Annotated in this window: 20 protein-coding genes; 8 read left to right on the top strand and 12 right to left on the bottom strand. The window is 47.3% G+C overall.

The window, feature by feature from the left end:
• Positions 1-75 precede the first annotated feature (75 nt).
• The gene (locus Q0852_RS11450; protein WP_299018154.1) at positions 76-1,590 is read left to right on the top strand and encodes an AGE family epimerase/isomerase; all 1,515 of its coding nucleotides are present in this window, start codon (positions 76-78) and stop codon (positions 1,588-1,590) included.
• Between the two features lie 92 nt (positions 1,591-1,682).
• Here Q0852_RS11450 and Q0852_RS11445 read toward each other — a convergent pair whose 3' ends face one another.
• On the bottom strand, positions 1,683-2,366 hold the full coding sequence (locus Q0852_RS11445) for a GntR family transcriptional regulator (protein WP_299018153.1): 684 nt from the start codon (positions 2,364-2,366) through the stop codon (positions 1,683-1,685).
• A 610-nt stretch (positions 2,367-2,976) separates the two neighbouring features.
• Here Q0852_RS11445 and Q0852_RS11440 point away from each other — a divergent pair.
• A complete protein-coding gene (locus tag Q0852_RS11440) occupies positions 2,977-4,890 on the top strand; it encodes a pyridoxal-dependent decarboxylase (RefSeq protein ID WP_299018152.1) in 1,914 nt (637 codons plus the stop codon).
• An 84-nt stretch (positions 4,891-4,974) separates the two neighbouring features.
• Here the strand turns inward: Q0852_RS11440 and Q0852_RS11435 are convergent, their stop codons facing one another.
• The 5 genes from Q0852_RS11435 to Q0852_RS11415 all read right to left on the bottom strand — a co-directional run bounded on the left by Q0852_RS11435 (position 4,975) and on the right by Q0852_RS11415 (position 10,623).
• On the bottom strand, positions 4,975-5,877 hold the full coding sequence (locus Q0852_RS11435) for a LysR family transcriptional regulator (protein WP_299018151.1): 903 nt from the start codon (positions 5,875-5,877) through the stop codon (positions 4,975-4,977).
• Between the two features lie 123 nt (positions 5,878-6,000).
• Complete coding sequence (locus Q0852_RS11430; RefSeq protein WP_299018279.1) at positions 6,001-6,753, bottom strand: lactate utilization protein C; 753 nt, start codon at positions 6,751-6,753, stop codon at positions 6,001-6,003.
• Positions 6,754-6,791: 38 nt separating this feature from the next.
• Entirely contained in the window at positions 6,792-8,204 is a 1,413-nt protein-coding gene (locus Q0852_RS11425; protein WP_299018150.1) for a LutB/LldF family L-lactate oxidation iron-sulfur protein, read from the bottom strand.
• Positions 8,205-8,216: 12 nt separating this feature from the next.
• Positions 8,217-8,936, bottom strand: a complete 720-nt coding sequence (locus Q0852_RS11420) for a (Fe-S)-binding protein (protein WP_299018149.1) — start codon at positions 8,934-8,936, stop codon at positions 8,217-8,219.
• 106 nt (positions 8,937-9,042) lie between these two features.
• Positions 9,043-10,623, bottom strand: a complete 1,581-nt coding sequence (locus Q0852_RS11415) for an L-lactate permease (RefSeq protein WP_299018148.1) — start codon at positions 10,621-10,623, stop codon at positions 9,043-9,045.
• A gap of 522 nt (positions 10,624-11,145) precedes the next feature.
• On the opposite strand from Q0852_RS11415, the gene Q0852_RS11410 reads away from it, so the two are divergent.
• The gene (locus tag Q0852_RS11410; protein ID WP_299018147.1) at positions 11,146-11,511 is read left to right on the top strand and encodes a thiol-disulfide oxidoreductase DCC family protein; all 366 of its coding nucleotides are present in this window, start codon (positions 11,146-11,148) and stop codon (positions 11,509-11,511) included.
• Between the two features lie 112 nt (positions 11,512-11,623).
• Here the strand turns inward: Q0852_RS11410 and Q0852_RS11405 are convergent, their stop codons facing one another.
• Together Q0852_RS11405 and bioA are read right to left on the bottom strand one after the other, a co-directional pair.
• Entirely contained in the window at positions 11,624-12,190 is a 567-nt protein-coding gene (locus Q0852_RS11405) for an LON peptidase substrate-binding domain-containing protein (protein WP_299018146.1), read from the bottom strand.
• Between the two features lie 144 nt (positions 12,191-12,334).
• On the bottom strand, positions 12,335-13,615 hold the full coding sequence (gene bioA / locus Q0852_RS11400) for an adenosylmethionine--8-amino-7-oxononanoate transaminase (RefSeq protein WP_299018145.1): 1,281 nt from the start codon (positions 13,613-13,615) through the stop codon (positions 12,335-12,337).
• A 196-nt stretch (positions 13,616-13,811) separates the two neighbouring features.
• Here bioA and bioB point away from each other — a divergent pair, with 196 nt between their 5' ends.
• Genes bioB through bioD form a run of 4 tightly spaced genes read left to right on the top strand, consistent with a single transcriptional unit; the run spans position 13,812 to position 17,522 of the window.
• Positions 13,812-14,864 carry a biotin synthase BioB gene (gene bioB / locus Q0852_RS11395; RefSeq protein WP_299018278.1) on the top strand — a complete coding sequence of 351 codons (1,053 nt, stop codon included), beginning with the start codon at positions 13,812-13,814 and terminating at the stop codon, positions 14,862-14,864.
• Positions 14,851-16,032 carry an 8-amino-7-oxononanoate synthase gene (gene bioF, locus Q0852_RS11390; protein WP_299018144.1) on the top strand — a complete coding sequence of 394 codons (1,182 nt, stop codon included), beginning with the start codon at positions 14,851-14,853 and terminating at the stop codon, positions 16,030-16,032. Before bioB ends, bioF begins: the two co-directional genes overlap by 14 nt.
• On the top strand, positions 16,025-16,849 hold the full coding sequence (gene bioC / locus Q0852_RS11385) for a malonyl-ACP O-methyltransferase BioC (protein ID WP_299018143.1): 825 nt from the start codon (positions 16,025-16,027) through the stop codon (positions 16,847-16,849). Before bioF ends, bioC begins: the two co-directional genes overlap by 8 nt.
• Positions 16,842-17,522 carry a dethiobiotin synthase gene (gene bioD / locus Q0852_RS11380; protein WP_299018142.1) on the top strand — a complete coding sequence of 227 codons (681 nt, stop codon included), beginning with the start codon at positions 16,842-16,844 and terminating at the stop codon, positions 17,520-17,522. The genes bioC and bioD overlap by 8 nt, the downstream gene beginning before the upstream one ends.
• Positions 17,523-17,581: 59 nt before the next feature.
• On the opposite strand, the gene Q0852_RS11375 is transcribed toward bioD, so the two are convergent.
• Positions 17,582-17,758: a hypothetical protein gene (locus tag Q0852_RS11375; RefSeq protein ID WP_299018141.1), complete on the bottom strand. Its 177-nt coding sequence runs from the start codon at positions 17,756-17,758 to the stop codon at positions 17,582-17,584.
• 58 nt (positions 17,759-17,816) lie between these two features.
• Positions 17,817-17,984 (bottom strand): hypothetical protein, encoded by a 168-nt coding sequence (locus tag Q0852_RS11370; protein WP_299018281.1) that lies wholly within the window; start codon positions 17,982-17,984, stop codon positions 17,817-17,819.
• Between the two features lie 408 nt (positions 17,985-18,392).
• Between Q0852_RS11370 and htpX the strand changes: the two genes are divergently transcribed.
• Entirely contained in the window at positions 18,393-19,271 is an 879-nt protein-coding gene (gene htpX, locus Q0852_RS11365) for a protease HtpX (RefSeq protein ID WP_299018140.1), read from the top strand.
• Between the two features lie 69 nt (positions 19,272-19,340).
• Here htpX and Q0852_RS11360 read toward each other — a convergent pair whose 3' ends face one another.
• Together Q0852_RS11360 and Q0852_RS11355 are read right to left on the bottom strand one after the other, a co-directional pair.
• A complete protein-coding gene (locus Q0852_RS11360; protein WP_299018139.1) occupies positions 19,341-20,552 on the bottom strand; it encodes an MFS transporter in 1,212 nt (403 codons plus the stop codon).
• A 2-nt stretch (positions 20,553-20,554) separates the two neighbouring features.
• On the bottom strand, positions 20,555-20,725 hold the full coding sequence (locus Q0852_RS11355) for a hypothetical protein (RefSeq protein ID WP_299018138.1): 171 nt from the start codon (positions 20,723-20,725) through the stop codon (positions 20,555-20,557).
• Positions 20,726-20,750: the final 25 nt, after the last annotated feature.

The raw sequence follows: 20,750 nt of genomic DNA, 5'->3' as shown, positions 1-20,750 counted from the left end.
TGTTGAAACAGTTTGCGTGAATTGTAGTCATTATATTGATCTTTGTTTTTTGTATGGTTTTATCCAAGGATTGTTATGGCTATGATTTTTTCGTTCTCCAAACGATTGCTGGTGTTTGGTTTAAGTTTATGGATTGGAGGTGTTGCCCCTGCTGCTGCGCAAGGAGAGCCAGAGAGGTATCCGTTACCGACGGGAGAGCGATGGCTGGAGCATGTTAATCGAGGACTGGCTCCTTACTGGCTGATGGAGTCAGCAAAGGGTAAACCGGTCGGGAACTTTCCGACGTTTCGTTGTGATGACGGCACTCTTCCCGATGTAAAACAGCCTTGCCGTGAACTGGATCAGGGTTGGATCCGGAGTAACTTTGGTCGGGATTATACCCGAATGAAATCAAGGCAGGTTTATTCTTACGGCGTGCTGTATCACCTGACCGGCAATCCTGAAGCCCTGAAACTGGCTAAGGCCGGTGTGGATTACCTACTGTCGGAGTCGAGAGATCGTGAACATGGCGGGATGATCAGTTTTCGTCAGGATGGCAAAGCCGGCCTGAAATGGCAGCAGCGGACATCTCAGGATCAGGCATATGCCATTGTTGGACTCGCCTTCTATTATTACCTCACCCGTGATCCTGACGTTGAAAAAGCATTGATTGAGCAGCAGGCTTTTGTTTTTGATAAGTATCGCGACAGAGCCTCTAACCAGCTTTTATGGGTGATAGAAGATGGTGATGAGCAGTACCGCGCGCAGCAGGAGTTGGTTGCGCAGCTTGATCAGATTAATGCATACCTGTTGCTTGTAACCCCTTTGTTACCAGAACCGTATCAGGAGAAATGGCGCGATGATCTAGCCTGGCTGACCGGTGAAATGCTGGCACAGTACCATTCTGGAACTGACCAGCGATTCTATGGCGCTATTCACCATACCGTGGTGAAAATGCCGGATGCCCCTCATAATGACTACGGGCATACGATTAAGGCTTACTGGATGACTTACCTGGTCGGTCGCTATCTCAATCAGCCAGAGTGGGAAGAATTGGGTAAAGAGGGGATGAATATTACGCTTGAGCGGGCTGCTTACGGGATTCAGAACGATCAAGCGAAATCATTATTGTCTGAAGGCCTGTATAACCAATGGAAAGACTTGCAGGAAATTCCGACCTGGCGCAGCGGTAAATACAACTGGTATATCTCTTCATGGCAGTGGGCTGAGTTAGATCAGGCGGCATATACCTTAAACATGTTTAAACCCGGCACGAAAAATAAACAGCTTTACTATACGCTGAATCAGTATTTCGATGTTTGGGTTGATTATCAGTATGGCGGGGTAGGGATGAACCCTAAATCAACTAAACAGTTCCACTGGGGCAACGGCTACCACCAGTTCGAGCATGCGTTGGTTGGTTATTTAGGTTCTCAGGCTGCTTATAATCAGCAGGCTCGTTTGTATTATGCTCTGCCTTCGGATTTTTCCGGCAAGTTACAACCTTACTACTTCCATGGCGAGCGTACCAAAACGGAAGAAGGGAAGCTTCTGGAAGGCTTTGCCGGATTACAAAAAGTGGCTGTGGACTACCGGGACATTCGTCCGTAACAGGCTCTGGCTATAACGAGTAAAAACGATGACAGGCTATTTTCGCTGAATAATATTTCGGGAAGCTAGCCTGTTTATTAAACAACGAGCAACTAGTTTTTATGTTCCAGCAGCTTTTCAAGAATATGATAAAGACGTTCGGTATGCTGGATCAGCAACTGGTGGGCTAAATCAACATCGCGGGCAAGCACGGCCTGCATGATGGCTTCGTGTTCACCTTCATCGTGGTATTGCTGTTCTGATGTGAAGGCTTCATTAAGCAGAAACTGACGGTAGCGTTCTTGCTGGTCATAGATGTAGTGCATCATTTCAGAAGTGAACTCTGTTCCTGGCGTGCTAATGAGTGCAAGGTGGAATTCTTTGTGGCGGAGTTCCCATTCATCATAATCGAAATCGGGTGAGGCCGGATTCAGACGGCTGAGTTTATGGTAGGCGGTAATAATCGACAGTTCCCATTCTTCGCTGCCTCGCTCAATGGCATTTTTCAGTGCGACCCCACTGATCGCCCGGCGAATTTTCAATATTTCTCGCAGTTCACTGAGAGATACATCAGCCACCCAAAATCCTTTCTGGGGCTTCATAACGACATATTTTTGCCAGCTGAGCTGCACCATTGCCTCTCTGAGCGGTGAGCCTCCAACCTGGTATTTCTCTTTGAGTTCATTGAGTATGAGTTTTTGTCCGGCTTCAAATTCACCACATAAAATGTCATGACGGACTTGATGCATCACCCGATCGCTTAATGTTGCGAATTTTTCTTTGCCGATATCACTCATCCATTGTTCCTTTGTTACGCCACTTCCGTTGTCGGGTCGATATTATCCGTTTCTGCCACTGTCTATAAAGGTCGTGAGAGAATGGTTTGGGTATATTTCACATTATATTCAATCAGATAACTATTATATCGCTTGGTATCGATGTCAATAAGCGCAGTCGCAATATTATCAATGTCTGGTTCTTATTTTTTTATGGCGGATTTAATCTATAGGTCTACCGTTGCATTTAGTGATCAAGTACACAAGTTGATCATTCTTGGTCGTCAAAACGGATAAATATCATTCCTGTTGCATATATAAGTGTCGATCATTGCGATAAAATCGATTTTTAGTCGAGAGCGAAGAAATTATCGATTTTATAACGTCTTATGTCAGTTAACTTGAACCTTGAGTTTTTGGGGCGGAAAAGGCGTTGGGCCATGATCGTGATTATGCATTTCGGTTGATTTGCGATTACATAATTCATCCAAAAACCGATCGGGCCTTGTGATTTTGCGGAGGGATATCTCTCTGCCTGAAATTGGATTGTAGTGTGGAATTGAGGGCCTTCGAGTAATGGTTCATTAGCCATTTCATTGGTTTTCCAAATGATCACAGTATGGGTTTTATTATGAACAAAGAAGTGAATGTTGATGCCCTTTTCCTGGGCCCAAAATCTGAAAACCGGGTGTTCTATAAAGAGATGATGGAATATGCCATTACCGAGCATATGCATTGGCGCGCTGGTTTCCATCCGGAAGATTCGGCACTTGTTACTCCGCACGCCCAGCATCAGCCTGATTTTCGCGACACGCTATATCGCACAGAAGGTATCCTTCGTGATTTATCTTCTCGCCTTAAGACGAAATCCGTACCTTGGTTTTCGCCACGCTACCTTGGCCACATGAATGCTGATACCTTCATGGTGTCTCACTTGGCTTATGTAATGACAATGTTGTACAACCAGAACAACTGTGCGGTGGAAGCCTCGCCGGTGACTACCGATTTGGAACTGGAAGCCGGTGAGGATTTATGCCGGATGTTTGGTTTTGATGTCAGTAAGTCCTGGGGGCACATTACTTCCGGCGGTACGGTCGCCAACTATGAAGGGCTTTGGGTTGCCCGTAACCTGAAATCGATGCCGCTGGCGATAGCGCAGCATGAAGGGGCAAAAGATTTGGTGGCTGGCATGACTGAACACCAGTTGCTGAACATGAAGCCTTCGGACGTGCTTGATCTGACCGATGAGCTGAAAAAGCGTGGCATCTTTGAAGAAGTGCGAGAGCTTTCTGTCCGTGGTGTTGGCGTTGAGCCGGGCAAACTGGGTAAACTTCTTGTTCCGCGCTCAAAGCACTATTCATGGCTGAAAGCGATGGATCTGCTGGGGCTGGGCCAGGAAAATATCGTTCAGCTGGATGTGGACGGTAATTATCGTACTGATGTGCAGAAAATGCGAGAAACCACCTTGAGACTGGTGGAAGAAGGTACTCCGATCCTGGGTATGGTTTCTGTAGTGGGTACCACGGAAGAAGGCTCGATTGATGCCGTCCACGAAGTACTGAAGTTGCGTCAGGAGTGCGAAGAGAACTTTGGTTCCTCTTTCTTTATTCATGTTGATGCGGCTTATGGCGGTTATGTCCGCTCGATGTTCCTTGATGAGAATGATCAGTTCATGGAGTACGATGCGCTGGTGGCGGCTTATCGTGAAATAGAGATCATACCGGAAGGCGTGGTATGGCCTAAGCGTGATGTTTATGATGCCTTTAAAGCTATGTCTGAGGTTGATTCCATTACCGTCGATCCGCACAAGGTGGGCTATATTCAATACTCTGCCGGTGCCATCACTATGAAAGACAAGCGTATTGTCGATCTGATTTCATATCATGCAGCGTATGTGTTTGAGGAAGCAGCAGAAGATAACGGTGCTGAGCATTCTGTGATGCTGGGTTCTTCAATCATGGAAGGTTCAAAGGCTGGCTCTGCAGCTGCGGCAGTGTGGGCGGCGCACCGTCTGGTACCGCTGAATATTACTGGGTATGGGCACGTGATTGGGCGCGGTATTGTTACCGCAGACTGGTTCACCAATAAGCTAGCTGACGCTGAACCGTTTGTGGTTCAGGGACGCAGCTTTGAAGTTCGTCCTCTGATGCATCCTGATTTCCACATGGTTAACTTTACCTTCAAGGAAATTGGCAATGACAGTCTGGCGGATCACAATAGCCTGAACCAGCGAATTTATGAGATGTGTTCTTACGCTTCGGGCCGGGCCTATAGCAAAGACTTCCTGACTTCCTCAACGTCTCTGAGTGTTGAGGAGTATGGCGACACTCCTAGTATTTATGTTAGCCAGCGAGGGTTTAGTGAGCAGGAGTGGGAAACAGAAGGTTCAGTTTATATCCTGCGTTCAGCGGTGATGACCCCGTTCTTGCGAGATGAGGTGCGATTCAGTCAATACTGGAATAACCTGCGAGATATTTTTACTCAGATCCTGACGGAAATCGTCGATGAGGAAAATAAAAAGGCTCTTTCGCATACAGCTGCGTAAACGGTCTTTTCTGATTATCACTTAGCTTTAGATGGCGGGCCTATAAAGGCTCGCCATTTTATTTTTTATTGTGTTATTTAGGTATTAAAAACGATCCTGAATTTCCATATAACGTTCCCGGATGTGTTCAATTAACGCCTGGATACGTTTTGCTGGTTTGCGAGTGTAAGGGTAAACCGCATAAATCCCCACCACTTTACCGGTATGATCCGGTAAGACTTCAACCAAATCTCCGTTTTGCAGATCATCATAGATCAGGCAGGTTGGAAGGTACGACAATCCGTTTCCGGCTAACGTCGATTTTCGCAGTGCTGCGGCATTGTCGGAAGAAAAATTACCGGCCACTTTCAGGGTATAAAGTTCACCGTTACGGATAAACTGCCAATCGAATGGCCCGGTACTCTGCTGGTTATAGCCAAGGCAGTTGTGGTGAAGCAGCGTTTTGGGTGTTGTCGGTATTCCGTTTTGCTCCAGGTAATCAGGAGAAGCACAGATCATCCAGCGGGAATTGAAAATATGACGGGCAATCAGGCTGGAATCCTCGAGGTAGCCGGTACGGATCACAAGATCAATGTTTTCTGACAGCAAATCGACAAAGTGGTTGTCCAGTGACATATCAACAGTCATGCCCGGGTGTTTCTGGCAGAAATCCGAGACAGCTTCGGCCAGCAGTAATTCGCCGGAAATCGTTGGGACTGACATGCGAATATGTCCCGACAGCGTTTCGCTAAAGCCGGTAACGGCATCAAAGGCCGATTGGGCTATCGGGCGGATATCTTTTGAACGGTGGTACAGGATTTCACCTGGCTCAGTCAGCGTGAGCTTACGGGTTGTCCGGTAGATAAGCTGGACTCCAAGATCGGCTTCCAGCTTACTGATGCGCTTGCTGACAACAGATTTGGTGATTTTATTCAGTTCAGCCACTTTACTGAACGAGCCGTGCTCGATTACCTGGGTAAATAAGACAAGATCATCAATGTGGGGCATGGAAACGCTCATTCTTCGAAACTAATCGCATTATAAGCGAATGTGGGAAAGGCAGAAATACAAAAAAGATGCAGCCTTACGGCTGCATCTTTTTTTAGAAGGCGTCAGGGAGCTGAAACCTGATTACATATCGTTGATGATAATGTAAGTTGCGAATACAGGGCCGTGAACCCCGACAACCTTGATCAGCTCGATATCAGCTGTTGAACTTGGGCCAGAGATGAAGTTTACGCATGAAGGAATGCGCTCACCATTTTTGGCTTTTTCGTGCAAGGCTGCAGTTGCCTGAGTCAGACGGGCAACCAGTGCGCTTTGCGGTACAACAAATACCGATGCTTCAGGAAGCAGGCTGACAGCACGCCCTTGGGCTGGGTTGCTGTAGAGTACCATAGTGCCTGACTCAGCCAGTGCTTGTTCAGCAAATACGACACCTACTTTCGCACGCTCGGCGATAGTGATGTTTGGCTCGTAACCCGCAGACTGGTTCCAGACATGCACTGAGTGTTTTTCGTCAGCTAAGTCAGATGGGTTAACCATTGCCAGCAGTCGTTCATCTGCGGATAGAATGGTTTCGCCTTCGGTCGCTTCGCCGTTTTCTTCATTTTGACAGTAATGCAGGCACACTGATTTCAGAGTCTGGTTCAGATCGGCTTTGGTGGTTTCAATCGCACGGGCACCCAGCGCTGTTTCAGTGTACTTGATAAGCTCCGCTTTCAGCTCTTCCTGGCTCTTGTCCGCCATTACGTCATGGTGACAACGGTATTTCAGGGCAGGGCGCTCAACAGGGGTTGTTTTGCGTTCGCGGCCTAGCTTTTCCGCGATGTTATTCAAGAAACTATCGCGGTTATAGATACGCTGATCAGCTTGCTGATCCATAGTTTTTACAGAGTCGTTGTTAGCCATAATTTTCACCTTTATCCCTGCTTGCGATTTTTGAACCAGCTACGGAAAGACTGACCATCTGGATTTGGCAAATCACGAGATTCGGTCCACGCGCTGACGCCGACATTTACTGGCAGTTTACCGTTACGGATCAGGCCGCTGGCTACTGTTGCACCAACTTTCACCGTGTTGCCCCACAGTAATGGACGGGCATTGATGAAGTTGAAGGCACTAACAGAAGCACGCTCCATTAGCGGCGTTTGTTTGCTTTCAGCCATTTTCTGACGATGTTTCAGTAATAGGTCTGATAGCGGAATTTTTACCGGACATACGTCGTGGCAAGAACGGCACAAGCTACAAGCGTATGGCAGATCTTTAAAGTCATCATAGCCACCAAGTAGTGGCGATAGTACGGCACCGATTGGACCCGAGTAGATAGAACCGTACGACTGACCACCAATATGGCGGTATGCCGGACAGGTGTTAACACAGGCTGCACAGCGAACACAACGCAGAATATCTTTGAATTCTGAACCCAGGATATCTGATCGGCCGTTGTCGATAATGACTAGGTGGAACTCTTCCGGGCCGTCGCAGTGTTCATCTTCGCGCGGGCCGGTTAGTGCGGTTACATAGCCGGTCAGTGGCAGGCCAACAGCGCTGCGGCATAGCAGGCTTACTACGATATCCAGTTCTTCGAAAGTCGGAACGATTCGCTCCATACCCATTACGGCAATGTGAGTTTTCGGCAGGCTGGTGGCAAGACGAGCGTTACCTTCGTTGGTAACCAGTGTTACGGTGCCAGATTCTGCTACTGCAAAGTTACAGCCGGTGACACCGATATCTGCTTCCAGAAAATCGTGGCGGATGTAGTTACGAACGTAACGCGTCAGCTCTTCAGGATCATCGGAGCCTTCGTAGCCGATTTTATCTTTGAATACATCACGGATCTGCATTCGGTTTTTATGTAGCGCCGGTACTACGATGTGCGACGGTGGATCGCAGTCGTCTACTTGCAGGATGTATTCACCAAGGTCTGTTTCAACCACCTCGCAGTCATTGCGCTCGATGATTTTGTTCAGGCCGATTTCTTCCGTCACCATGGACTTGGATTTAACGACCTTCTTGGCATTTTTCTTCTGGACGATATTTTCAACATAATCCGTTGCTTCTTCAGCCGTACGGGCGAAGAAAACATGGCCGCCGTTCTTTTGAACGTTGTCGCTAAGCTGCTGAAGGTAGTAGTCCAGGTTCTCCAGAACGTGGTTACGGATGTCCATACCCATTTCGCGCCACTGGTCCCAGTTGCCCAGCTTTTCGGCTGCGATGGCACGGTTGGTATACATACGCTCCTGAGCATTGGCTACAGATTTGCGCATGAAGTCGTCTTTCATCTGAACGTCTAGACGATCTTTAAATTTGATATTGCTGGTTTTCATCGACATAACAACGCCCTCTTAGCGACTCATCAAGACATCAACGATGTGCATTACTTTGACCGGACGCCCTTCGCGGGTCATACGGCCACCGATATTCATCAGACAGCTGATGTCGGCACCAATGAGGTATTCAGGTTCAGCGTCACTGATGTGGCGGACTTTCTCTTTTACCATTTCACCGGAAATTTCAGACATTTTGACTGAGAATGTACCGCCGAAACCGCAGCAGGTTTCCTGGTTTTTGATTGGCACCATTTCCAGGCCTTCAACATTGGCCAGCAGGCGAAGAGGCTCTTCACGCACGCCAAGTTTACGGATCAGGCTGCAAGAAGGGTGGTATACCGCGCGACCTTTCAGACGAGCACCGACGTTTTCTACGCCAAGTTCGTTTACGATGAATTGAGTCAGCTCAAACAGGCGGTCTGCCACTTTTTGAGCGCGTGCTGCCCACTCCGGCTCATCGGACAGGTATTCCGGATAGCGTTTGATAGAGGCTGCGCAAGAGCCAGCAGGCGTTACGATTAAGTGATCATTTTCTTCGAAAGCTGCGATCAGGTTTTTCATCGCTGGTTTGCTGCCTTCAATGTAGCCGCTATTCAATGAAGGCTGGCCACAACATCCTTGTTTCTCTGGGAAGATGATCTCGCAGCCAAGCTGTTCCAGTAGCTCGACAGACTTTTTGGCAACCTCGGCTTTGACCGTGTCGCACAGACAGGTGGCAAAAAAGTTTACCTTCATGATATTGCTCCAGTGACGGTTAAACCGTTGCTTTTGATAGTTATTGATTGTGCATAGCGTGAATTTGTCATGCTATGCACGGGTTACAGAAGTAAGTTTCGGGTATTTAGATAAAGGCACTTGCCAGGCCAACAATCACACCGTACAGAATCATAGGGACAACGGTACGTTTGATGATGAAGCCTTCTTTGTTGGCAATGCCCAAAATGGTTGATACGGCAATAATGTTGTTGATACAAACCATGTTACCCATCGAGGCACCAACTGACTGAAGTGCAAGGATGGTTGTTTCCGGCAGGTCAACAGTTTGGGCAATTGTCTGCTGGATACCACCGAACGTCAGGTTAGAAACGGTAGCCGAACCTGAGAAGAATGCACCCAGAGCACCCAAGTAAGAAGCTACCCACTGCCAGTTTGTACCCATCAGGTCAGAGAATGCCTGGCCCGTAGTCATAATTGGTGAGTTATCACCGCCCATCATCATGAACTTAACCATGATTAGAGCGCCAACTAGGGCAATGAAAGGCATTTTGATGCGGCTTGCCGTCTCGGTGAATGCCTGCTTAGCCGTTTCACCTTTCATGCCCAGTACAGGGATAGAGATAAGTGCTACTAGCAGGAATGGGATCAGAGCTGGTACATAAAGTGTTTTGTATGCCCAGCTGGTTTCTGTGCCCAGAATATTACCTAGCTTGATGATCAATGCCTGGCTAACACTCAGGTCGCCGAAACCTAGGTTTAGGTTGAACAGTGGGGTGCTGTCGTTCAGCATGCCTTTGATGCCCAGCTGCTGGATGCGGGTCACAATCAGGATTAGGATTAGCAGCAGGGTCGGGCTCATCGCCTTCAGTAGCTTGTTGAACGGGACTTCTTCGACTTTATCTTTAATCGAAGATTCAGGCGTTTCCAGGCCAACATTGAAACGTGCCAGCATAATTGACAGGGTCAGACCGATAGCACCGCCGATCAGTGACGGGAACTCGTAGTTCCATTGCGCGAACAACAGGTAAGGTACGGTACAAGAAAGGACACTGAGCTGGATGAACAGCATGTTGCGTCGAATCTCTTGCCAGTTAACAACAAACTTCAGTGCGATTACCGGAATGATGAACGCAGCGATTGAGTGTAGCAGTGCAGACAGGCGACCTGTTTCTAACACTGTTGCTTCATCCAATCCTAAGCTAGCGAAGCCAAACCAGGTTGGTGTGCCTACAGCGCCGAAAGATACTGGTACAGAGTTCATTACCAGTGCCAGCATGGCGACTTTCAGTGGATTAAAGCCAAGGCCAACCAGGATAGGGGCGGCGATTGCTGCCGGTGTACCGAAACCAGAAGCGCCCTCGATCATAAAGGCGAAAGCCCAGCCGATGATCATCAGCTGTGCAACTTGGTTACGGCTGATCCCTTCCAGCCATTGACGGATAACAGCTTCAGCACCTGATAGGGCAATAATGCGGTTAAGTAAGATGGCACCGGCAATAATAGAAATTGGGGTGATTGCAGATAGCATACCGGCAATCATGTTGGCAGAGATCAATGTCAGGTCTGTGCCAAAATAAAAGAGTTGTAGTAAGCCGATGATAAGAGCGGTGACAGGCAGCGCAATATGCGATGGTAGGGCGTTTTTTTTGGTCATCATCCAGATGAGCAGCAAAATCGGTACAACAGAGATTGCGAGGTTCAGCATTGTTTATCCCACTTATTGATAGAGGTTCGGGTCGTCTATTTTGGTGTTATATTTATTATTTTTATTTGTTGCTCATGCGCTATAGGCTCGGCAACGTTGTGGGGGGAGTATTCTAGGCAGGAAAAAGATTCTGGCTATCTGTTTTTTCCTCACTATAAGTGTGACAAATAAATTGTTTGTGATTAGTCTCCGAATGTTAAAATTGGATAATAGGCATTTCTGTTTATTATCAGTATCTTATATTAGATCACAAACAAGAATTCTTCTCATTGGTTCATTTATGGAAACAATGATTTTTCGATATTCAATTAATAAAAGTGGCGAGAAAATAACTAATTTTTTCATACTTCTCTGCAAATAAAAATGTATATCAATTCGATTTTGTGTAAATGTTGTAAAATTACGACAAAACTCCCCGTTTTCACTTAATTCTGTTCTTCATTTTCTACAATGTAAATGTAGGGTAATTCACCTGTTGATGTCGTGTGTGGGTGATGTTTGTCAGTATGGGAAGAATGGAAAATGGACAGGCTTAATTTGACGGTGTTTTATGATGGCTCATGTGAGAGCTGCGTAAAAGACAGAGCATACTTTGAGCATTGGTTAGGAAAAAGTGTTAACCAGGTTCAATGGTTTGATATTACCGATCAAGATGCTGAGTTACAGCGTTTGGGGATTGATCCGGCTCTGGCGCTTAAGGAGTTGCATGTTCAGGGGGAGGATGGTGTTATCTACCGGGAACTGGACGCTTATATTTTATTGCTCAAGTTGGTTTGGTGGCTAAGGCCTGTAGTCTGGGTTATTCAGATCCCTTTAGTGCGTGTCAGGATATCCCGCTGGTATCGACGTATGGTGGATCAGCGATTGGCCCGAGAAGGCAGGGGGTGATATCTTGGCTAATTAAAGAGGAAACACTTTGTTGTAGTACTCAATTATGTCGTTGTGAAACTGCACATCCGGAGACATTAATTGAGGCAGGTTGAAGAGATAAGTATGGTTGTTATTGTTCTGCTTTATATTGCTCGTCGATAATATTATGCAGAAATGATAGTGCCGCCCGATGGTCATTTCGGCTCATAAACCATTGTTTCTGATTGGTTTCTAAAGGGAGTATTTCGAGCCAGCGTTGGCACACCCATGTCATTTCATCGTAGTCAGGAATGGGGTAGTTAGTGGCATGTTCCGGGTACTCCTCAAATAGAGCCCGCAGGCTATTTGATAACCCTCTGTCAGCAAATCTGATTTTGGTCGGAGACCAGTTTTTCATCAGAGTCAGGTCACCAAACCGTAGGCCGTCCTCTTCTTGCCAGTGATCATTAATAACAAATTTTTCTATACCTTTTACGGTAATACCAAGCAGGCCATCAGGCAGGCGTTCAAAATCGGTGATGATAGCTCTGGTTCCAAAGTGGCAGAGGCTATCTTTGTCTTTCATACAAAGGCCAAAGCCTTCACCAGATGCCATGGCGAGTTTAACTAGCCGGGTATACCGTGGCTCAAAAATTTTAAGTTTGCTAATACCACCAGGTAATAAGTAAAGCTGTAACGGAAAAAGGGGTAACTGCATAGTACTTAGCCTTATCAACGTTATTTGCTTGCTGCTATACCAAAAGGAGGCTTTATGCTGGTAAACCAGATGATCATTCTGTTGGTATAACGTTTAGTGATTAGTATAAGCAGACAATTTTTGGAAATTGTCTGCTTTTCGATACTACTGAAGAGTTCTCAATATTGCAGAAGTGAGTTGGCTAAGTTCCTGTGGCTTAATGATAAATGGCGGCATAATATAGACAAGTGTGCCAAATGGGCGAATCCAGACACCATTGTCTACAAAAGTTTTCTGTATTTCTGCCATATTGACGGGTTCAAAGAGCTCGACTACACCAATCGCGCCCAGCCAGCGTACATTCTTCACTTTTTCCAGCTTGCCAATTTTCGGCAGGGATTCAGCCAGTTGGTATTCAATATTGCAGACTTGTTGTTGCCAGTCTCCTTGTTGCAACAGCTCAAGGCTGGCATTGGCGACAGCGCAGGCTAGCGGATTGCCCATAAATGTTGGTCCATGCATGAAACAACCGGCTTCCCCGCCGCACACCGTATCGGCAACATGCTTGGTGGTCAGGGTGGCGGAGAGTGTCATATACCCTCCGGTCAGGGCTTTACCGACGCACATAATATCCGGGCTGATCCCTGCGTGTTCGCAGGCGAAAAGTTTGCCGGTGCGGCCAAAGCCTGTTGCGATTTCATCGGCAATCAGCAAAATTCCGTAATCGTTGCATAGTTCGCGTATACGCTTGAGGAAGGTCGGGTGGTAAATCCGCATTCCGCCCGCCCCTTGGACAATGGGTTCAATGATTACAGCAGCAACGTCGTTGTGGTGTGCGGAAAGTTTTTCCTTGAAATCCTGAATATCTTCTTCCTGCCATTCGTCGTGAAAACCGCACTCTGGTGAGTGGGCAAAGATATGTTCAGGGAGGAAACCTTTATACAGGCTGTGCATGGAGTTGTTTGGGTCTGTCACCGACATCGCGGCGAAAGTATCGCCATGGTAGCCGTGCTTGACGGTGAGAAACTTAGGTCGTCGTTCTCCTTTTGCATGCCAGTATTGAAGGGCCATTTTCAGTGACACTTCGACGGCTACCGAGCCTGAATCGGCTAGAAATACATGCTGTAGTGGAGTTGGAGTCATGTCAACAAGCTTACGGCACAGCTCAACGGCAGGCTGATGGGTGATTCCTCCGAACATGACATGGGACATTTGGTCAATTTGTGCTTTGACTGCTTGGTTTAGTACCGGATGGTTATAGCCATGGATGGTCGACCACCAGGATGACATGCCATCAATCAATTCACGTCCGTCTTCCAGTTTCAAGTATACCCCTTGAGCACTTTCGACCGGATAACATGGCAGCGGATTGAGTGTCGAAGTGTAGGGATGCCAGACATGTTGTTGGTCAAATTCCAGATCGACTTTGCTGTGTGGATATTGCACAGATGTAAACCTTGGTTATTGTTGATAGTTGACAGTCTACTAACTGGAAGTAGACTAGCCAAGTATTGATACCCATTTGAATTGATTTTTAATGCATTGGTTCAAATGGAAACGACAGAGATAAGTCACTGTTTATGCCATGAACCCTACTAAAAATCCGTGGCTGGACAGTTACAAACAAGAAGAGGTTATGCACGTGGAAGTACGTCACGACTGGACAGTCGAGGAAGTTCAAGCCTTGTTTGACAAGCCATTTATGGATTTGGTGTTTGAAGCTCAGCAAGTTCATCGCCAGCATCATGAGCCGAATAAGGTGCAAGTCAGTACCTTATTGTCAATTAAGACCGGTGCTTGCCCGGAAGATTGTAAGTATTGTCCGCAGAGTGCTCACTACCGTACGGATGTTGAGCGTGAACGTTTGCTGGAAGTTGAGCGTGTGCTGGATGCCGCGAATAAAGCTAAGTCGTCCGGGGCGACTCGTTTCTGTATGGGGGCTGCATGGAAGAACCCGAAAGAACGCGATATGCCGTATTTGCTGGAAATGGTGCGTGGTGTTAAAGATATGGGGCTGGAAACCTGTATGACTCTCGGCATGATCACCAGTGAACAGGCAAATGAGCTTGCTGAAGCCGGCCTCGATTACTACAACCATAACCTCGATACTTCACCGGAGTATTACGGCAATATTATTACTACCCGTACCTATCAGGACCGCCTTGATACGCTGGCCCATGTACGTGATGCCGGGATGAAAATTTGTTCTGGCGGGATCATTGGTATGGGGGAAAGTTCACGTGACCGAGCAGGCCTGTTGGTTGAGTTGGCAAATTTGCCTACGCACCCTGAAAGTGTGCCGATTAATATGCTGGTTAAAGTGAAAGGAACACCGCTGGAATCAGTTGATGATGTTGATCCGTTCGACTTTATCCGCATTATCGCGGTAGCGCGGATCATCATGCCAAAGTCGGCGGTACGTTTGTCGGCAGGGCGGGAAGATATGAACGAGCAGATGCAGACACTGTGTTTTATGGCAGGGGCTAATTCGGTGTTTTATGGTTGTAAATTGCTGACGACGCCAAATCCGGGAGAAGACAAAGATATGCAGCTTTTCGCCAAATTAGGTATCAACCGCCAACAACAAGCGGCGAAGCCTGATGCGATCCAGGAGTTGGAACTGCTTGATAAGGTCGCTGAGCGGGTAGCAGCACGTCCGGGCAAAGATGATCTGTTCTACGATGCTTCCATTTAAACACCGGATTGAAAAGTCCCTGAGCGAGCGTAAGGCTCAGGGGCTCTACCGTCAACGAACTTGCCTTAGTCGCCATCAGCAGGTGGTGGATTGTAAGGGTGACACCTTTGTTAACTTTTCCAGCAATGACTACCTTGGTCTGGCACAAGATCCTGAACTGGTTAAAGCCTGGCAGCAGGGGTTGACCCTCTTCGGTACAGGGAGTGGTGCTTCGCCGTTGGTAACAGGTTTTCTCTCTGCTCATCATGAGCTGGAAACACAGTTGGCTGATTGGCTTGGCTATGAGCGTGCGTTGTTGTTTAACAGCGGCTTCAGCGCGAACCAAGCGCTGTTGTTTACGCTTCTGGAGAAAGGCGATGTGCTGTTACAGGATAAGTTGAACCATGCCTCTTTGATGGAAGCCGGAATGCTTTCTCCGGCAACGATGCGTCGCTTTTCCCATAATGATATGTCGGCTTTGCAGCGGACATTATCGCACTATAGTGAACTGCCAGGCAACGCCGCGAATCAGTCTAATAATGCGACTATGGTGGTGACTGAAGGCGTATTTAGCATGGATGGCGATTTGTCACCATTGGCAGAAATGAAAACACTGTGTCGTGAGCATAATAGCTGGCTGGTCGTTGATGATGCCCATGGTTGTGGCGTTTTGGGAGAGCAGGGGCGCGGAAGTTGCAATCACGGCAAAATCCAAGCTGATTTGTTGGTGGTAACATTCGGTAAAGCTTTTGGCCTGCAGGGAGCAGCTATTTTGTGTAGTGAGGAGACTGCGGAGTATTTGGTACAGTTTGCCCGACATTTTATTTATTCGACGGCTATGCCACCGGCTCAGGCTTATGCCCTGAGTAAGTCTTGCCAGATGATACGACAAGATCAGTGGCGCAGGGATAAATTGCTTGAACTGAGTGAGCTGCTTAGCGATCGGGTAGATTCAGATATTGATTTGATCTCAACCCCCACATCTATTAAGCCGTTGATCATTGGTGATAGTGATAAAGCCATTGCCGCTTCAGATGAATTGAAACAGCGCGGGATTTGGGTAAGTGCTATTCGACCGCCGACAGTACCGGCTAATACTGCCCGCCTTCGTATTACGTTGACGGCTGCCCATAGTCGTGCGGATATCGAAAAGTTGGCAACAGCCATCAATGAGGTGATTCATGACTAACGGAATGAATGCAGTCACTCATGGTCAGCATGAGACAGAGAAAACCGACAAGCAGGCTATTGCTGCGGTGTTTGGCCGGGCGGCAAAGCAATACGATCAGGCGGCAGCTTTTCAGCGTCAGGTCGGACATTTATTGCTGGGTAAGTTACCAGTAGTGACGCCGGTGGGAAGCCGGGCGCTGGATCTTGGTTGTGGTACAGGGTATTTCAGTAAAGTACTTTTGAGGCGCGGTTATCAGGTTTGTGCAGCAGATTTGTCTATGGAGATGCTAAAGCAAGCTGAGCTCCGTTGTGGTAGTGGTGTTTCTTATCTGGAAGCCGATGCAGAAGCCTTGCCATTGGAAGATAACCAATTCGATATCGCTTATACCAGCCTGGCATTGCAGTGGTGTGAAGACTTGTCGGTACCGCTTAGAGAGCTCAAGCGCGTGGTGAAACCCGGGGGACTGATATTGTTTACCACTCTGGCCGATGGTTCGTTACATGAGCTTGCACAGGCTTGGCGTGAGGTTGATCAATATCAACATGTGAACGAGTTTCTATCGCAAAAGGCGATAAAACTTGCGCTGGCGCAAGCGGAGTGCCCGAATCATGCCCTAGAATTTACGCCCGTTATTATGCAATACAATACGGCAGTTGAACTCATGAAAGACCTTAAAGGGATAGGGGCGACACATCTGCAGCAAGAGCGCAAAGCAGGCTTGGCCGGTCGTAAAACGATTCAGGCATTAGAACGCGCTTATGATGAGTTTCGAGATGAGAACGGTCAACTGCCGGCAACATATCAAGTCTGTTTCGGAGTAATTATTAATGACTAACGCTTTCTTTATAGCAGGTACAGATACCGAAGTTGGTAAAACTGTAGCCTCTCGCGCAATCCTACACGCTGCTGGCAGCGCGAATATTAAGATGGCGGGTTATAAGCCAGTTGCGTCGGGCAGTGCGCCGACGTCTGAGGGGATGCGTAATTCAGACGCGCTATATATTCAGGACGCTTCCGTTGTGGAGCTGAACTATGACGAAGTTAACCCGTATGCGTTTGAAGCTGCGGTGTCTCCGCACCTAGCTGCAGAGCAAGAGAATCGTGTTATCGATTTTAATGTGCTGACAGAAGGCCTTGAGCATCTGAAAACTAAATCGGATGTTGTCCTGGTAGAAGGTGCTGGCGGCTGGCGTGTACCGGTTTCTCGCAACGATTTTCTGTCCAGTTGGGTGAAGCAGGAAAAACTGCCTGTGGTTCTGGTTGTTGGCGTGAAGCTGGGCTGTTTGAGCCATGCGATTCTGACCGCTGAAGCAATCAAAAATGATGGCCTTGAGATGGTTGGCTGGGTAGCGAACCGCATTAACCCTGGTTTGGAAAACTATGCGGAAATTATCCGTATGCTGGAAGAAAACCTGCCAGGTAAAAAGCTGGGCGAAATTCCATACATGCCGGGTATCAAAAAACGCGATCTGTCAAAATACATTGATTTGTCGCCCCTGGGTCTGTAACCCTCAATTAGATCCGGGCTTAAATATTCAAATGAACCCTGCAGTGATGCAGGGTTTTTTTATGGGGTATTGTTGAAACGATTACTTGGCTTTTTTGAACAACTCTGGCAAGTCTCTTCACCGCCGGCAGTAAACAGCACCAGGCTATAGGCCAGTAGTTCCATTCCTTCTTCCGCTAAGTTTTTTACCGCTCGAATGTAGTTGTCATGCATGACTGTTTGCCATATGTTACCCATACAGAAATAAAAAACCTCCTCAAGAGAGGAGGTTTAAAGAATAAGTTCATTCCCTGGCTTAGCTATCGCGGGTTAAGCCAATAAGTGCTTCTGTTGTATCTGATAGCTTTTTGTTTTTGTTTGATGCATCTAGACCAAGCTCCTTATGAGCTTCATCTAGGGACATACCAAGATGACAGCGCAGAATGTCGATTGCAACCTGGTATTTTTCGTGGTCAGCCATCATTCCTCCTTGATGATCGATAAAGTAACTTCGAACTGATGTCTTAGACCCGACAATAGTGGAATGAGCTGTTACATGCAATAAGACCAAAGTCTAAAGACGTCAATTTTGTGTAAAATGTTAGCTGTTCAGCATCAGGTCTGCATTAAACATTCACTCTGCGTATGACATTGTTGTCAATATATGTTATTGGTTTATCTGGGGAGTAGATGTGTTACTCGTTAATCGAAATGATATGGTGCTGAATATTGATAACCATACTAACGAAACGTAACAATTTAACTCTTTTCCTTGGAATTACTTTGATCGACCATACTATAAATTGCAACCGGGCAGATGACTGCTGTATAGCGAGCCTCATCCGTTTGTGTTCCAGAAAATGATTTCTTGTTATTGGAGAAAATTATAAAGATGAAGCGAATTGCATTGTTCCTGGCAACTAATATTGCCGTAATGCTGGTCTTCAGTGTTGTGCTGAACGTTATTTATGCCTTTACCGGTCTGCAGCCAGGTAGCTTGAACGGCTTATTGGTAATGGCTGCATTGTTTGGTTTTGGTGGTTCTCTGATTTCACTGTTTATGTCGAAATCAATGGCACTTCGCTCTGTTGGCGGCATGGTGATTGAGCACCCTCGCAACGAAACTGAACATTGGCTGATGGAAACCGTTTCTTGCCAGGCACAACAGGCGGGTATTGGTATGCCTACTGTTGCAATCTATAACTCGCCGGATATTAACGCGTTTGCAACCGGAGCAAAGCGTGATGACTCTCTGGTTGCGGTTTCAACTGGTTTGTTGCACAGCATGACCCGCGATGAAGCGGAAGCGGTACTGGCTCATGAAGTTAGCCATATCTCAAATGGTGACATGGTAACTATGACCCTAATGCAGGGCGTGGTGAACACTTTCGTTATTTTCATCTCGCGCCTGATTGCCGGTGCTGTTAGTGGTATGAATGATGAGGAAGAGGGCGGTGAAGGCGGAAGCTTCATGACTTACTTCATCGTTTCATCGATTATGGAAATACTGTTTGGCTTCCTGGCGAGCATCCTGACAATGTGGTTCAGCCGTCATCGTGAGTTTAAAGCTGACGCTGGCTCTGCACACTTAGTAGGTAAAGAGAAAATGATCGCAGCGCTGGAGCGTTTGAAGATGGGGCAGGAATCTCAGCTTGAAGGCTCAATGATGGCGTTCGGTATTAACGGTAAGAAGTCGCTTTCTGAGCTGTTCATGACGCACCCGACTTTGGATAAGCGTATTGATTCTCTACGTCGCGGTGAGCACTTGTAACAGTTGACGTTAAGACTACAAATAGAAAGGAAAGCCTATGCATTTTTGCATAGGCTTTTTTTGTTGGATTTAGTTCACCGTTGCCAGTCGAGACACAGGACGGTCATCAACCGGAAGGTGAATCAAAGCCGCGAGGAAAGCCATGACGACCGTTGTCCACCAGATTGGCTCATAGCTGCCGTAGTAGTCATAAATACGGCCTCCGAACCAAGCGCCGAGGAAGCTACCAACTTGGTGGGTAAGAAATACCAGACCGTACAGAGTTGACAGATAACGGGCTCCGAAGATTTGACGAACCAGGCCCGATGTCAATGGTACTGTCCCAAGCCAGCAAAAGCCGATAGCACCACCAAAGAATGCCGCTGTTTCAACCGAAACAGGGAAGATCACGAAAGCAGCAATGACGACTGTGCGGATCAGGTACAGCGAAGACATTACGTAACGTTTGCTAAATTTGTCACCGACCAGTCCCCAGAAATAGGTACCGAAGATATTGAAAATCCCGACGTAGGCTAGCGCCATGGCAGCAGTTGAACCCGGCAAGCCTTTATCGGCAAGATAACTTGGAAGGTGAGTAGCAATAAACATCACGTGAAAACCGCAGACAAAAAATCCCATGTGGATCAGCCAGTAACCCCGGTGGCTGAATGCCTCTTTGAGTGCTTCGCGTAGTGTCTGCTCCACCTCGATGTGTGCTGTTGATGTTTTAGATGCGTTATTATTCGTCTGCATGAAACAAGAAAACGCGAGCATCAGTGTACAGAGGATGGCAAAAATCTGGAGTGTTGTTTGCCAGTTAAAATCGTTTAGCAGTGACTGGGCTCCCGGAATCATCGCAAACATGCCGAATGATCCTGCTGCGGTAGTGAGGCCGAATGCTTTCGCTGTATGTTCGGCTGGAACAACGCGGGCAACTGCGCCAAGTACAATCACATAGCTGGTTGAGCTTAGTCCAAGGCCAACCAGCGTACCTAGCGTCAGGTATAGCCAGCTAGGTTCAATGGCAATTGAAGTCAGGTACAGTCCCAGACCATATGAAACCGCACCGGCCCAGATTACCTTTTGTGCCCCCCAGCGATCTGCTGCCATACCGACAAAGGGCTGAAATAAACCAAACAGCAGGTTTTGCAGCGCAATTGCAAGGCTGAAGAACTCACGTCCGGTATCAAAGTGATGCGAGATAGGCATCATGAAGATGCCGAATGACTGCCTGATCCCTAGGCTGATAATAAGTGTCCCTATTCCCATCCACACCAATAGTGGAAAGCGAAATATGCTCATGGTTAAAGACCTGAATAGTTGGGTTCAATAGTACTTTGCTGGTGGCAGCCGCCATTCATAGCCTGATGGGCCAGGGAATCCAGCAATGGCTGGCAATGATGAACTCCGAAGATGGTAATTATCAGCAAGAGGATCATCCGAGCCAGTTGCGCAATAAGGGATTGTGAAAACATCAATGCCTCTTAGTGTGAAAAAAGA

The sequence above is a fragment of the uncultured Photobacterium sp. genome (assembly GCF_947502415.1).
In the GTDB taxonomy this organism is placed as follows: Bacteria; Pseudomonadota; Gammaproteobacteria; order Enterobacterales; family Vibrionaceae; genus Photobacterium.
The sequence above is the reverse complement of the archived record's forward strand: the minus strand, read 5'-3'. Positions and strand labels throughout refer to the sequence as shown.

Excerpts from the sequence above, each read along its gene's own strand:
- Q0852_RS11415 (WP_299018148.1), bottom strand. The coding sequence starts at position 10,623 with ATGCTGAACCTCGCAATCTCTGTTGTACCGATTTTGCTGCTCATCTGG.
- Q0852_RS11370 (WP_299018281.1), bottom strand. The coding sequence starts at position 17,984 with ATGATGGCTGACCACGAAAAATACCAGGTTGCAATCGACATTCTGCGC.
- Q0852_RS11410 (WP_299018147.1), top strand. The coding sequence starts at position 11,146 with ATGGACAGGCTTAATTTGACGGTGTTTTATGATGGCTCATGTGAGAGC.
- Q0852_RS11405 (WP_299018146.1), bottom strand. The coding sequence starts at position 12,190 with ATGCAGTTACCCCTTTTTCCGTTACAGCTTTACTTATTACCTGGTGGT.
- bioC (WP_299018143.1), top strand. The coding sequence starts at position 16,025 with ATGACTAACGGAATGAATGCAGTCACTCATGGTCAGCATGAGACAGAG.
- Q0852_RS11445 (WP_299018153.1), bottom strand. The coding sequence starts at position 2,366 with ATGAGTGATATCGGCAAAGAAAAATTCGCAACATTAAGCGATCGGGTG.
- bioF (WP_299018144.1), top strand. The coding sequence starts at position 14,851 with ATGCTTCCATTTAAACACCGGATTGAAAAGTCCCTGAGCGAGCGTAAG.
- Q0852_RS11420 (WP_299018149.1), bottom strand. The coding sequence starts at position 8,936 with ATGAAGGTAAACTTTTTTGCCACCTGTCTGTGCGACACGGTCAAAGCC.
- Q0852_RS11360 (WP_299018139.1), bottom strand. The coding sequence starts at position 20,552 with ATGAGCATATTTCGCTTTCCACTATTGGTGTGGATGGGAATAGGGACA.
- Q0852_RS11355 (WP_299018138.1), bottom strand. The coding sequence starts at position 20,725 with ATGTTTTCACAATCCCTTATTGCGCAACTGGCTCGGATGATCCTCTTG.
- bioD (WP_299018142.1), top strand. The coding sequence starts at position 16,842 with ATGACTAACGCTTTCTTTATAGCAGGTACAGATACCGAAGTTGGTAAA.
- Q0852_RS11425 (WP_299018150.1), bottom strand. The coding sequence starts at position 8,204 with ATGTCGATGAAAACCAGCAATATCAAATTTAAAGATCGTCTAGACGTT.
- Q0852_RS11375 (WP_299018141.1), bottom strand. The coding sequence starts at position 17,758 with ATGGGTAACATATGGCAAACAGTCATGCATGACAACTACATTCGAGCG.
- htpX (WP_299018140.1), top strand. The coding sequence starts at position 18,393 with ATGAAGCGAATTGCATTGTTCCTGGCAACTAATATTGCCGTAATGCTG.
- Q0852_RS11450 (WP_299018154.1), top strand. The coding sequence starts at position 76 with ATGGCTATGATTTTTTCGTTCTCCAAACGATTGCTGGTGTTTGGTTTA.
- Q0852_RS11435 (WP_299018151.1), bottom strand. The coding sequence starts at position 5,877 with ATGCCCCACATTGATGATCTTGTCTTATTTACCCAGGTAATCGAGCAC.
- Q0852_RS11440 (WP_299018152.1), top strand. The coding sequence starts at position 2,977 with ATGAACAAAGAAGTGAATGTTGATGCCCTTTTCCTGGGCCCAAAATCT.
- Q0852_RS11430 (WP_299018279.1), bottom strand. The coding sequence starts at position 6,753 with ATGGATCAGCAAGCTGATCAGCGTATCTATAACCGCGATAGTTTCTTG.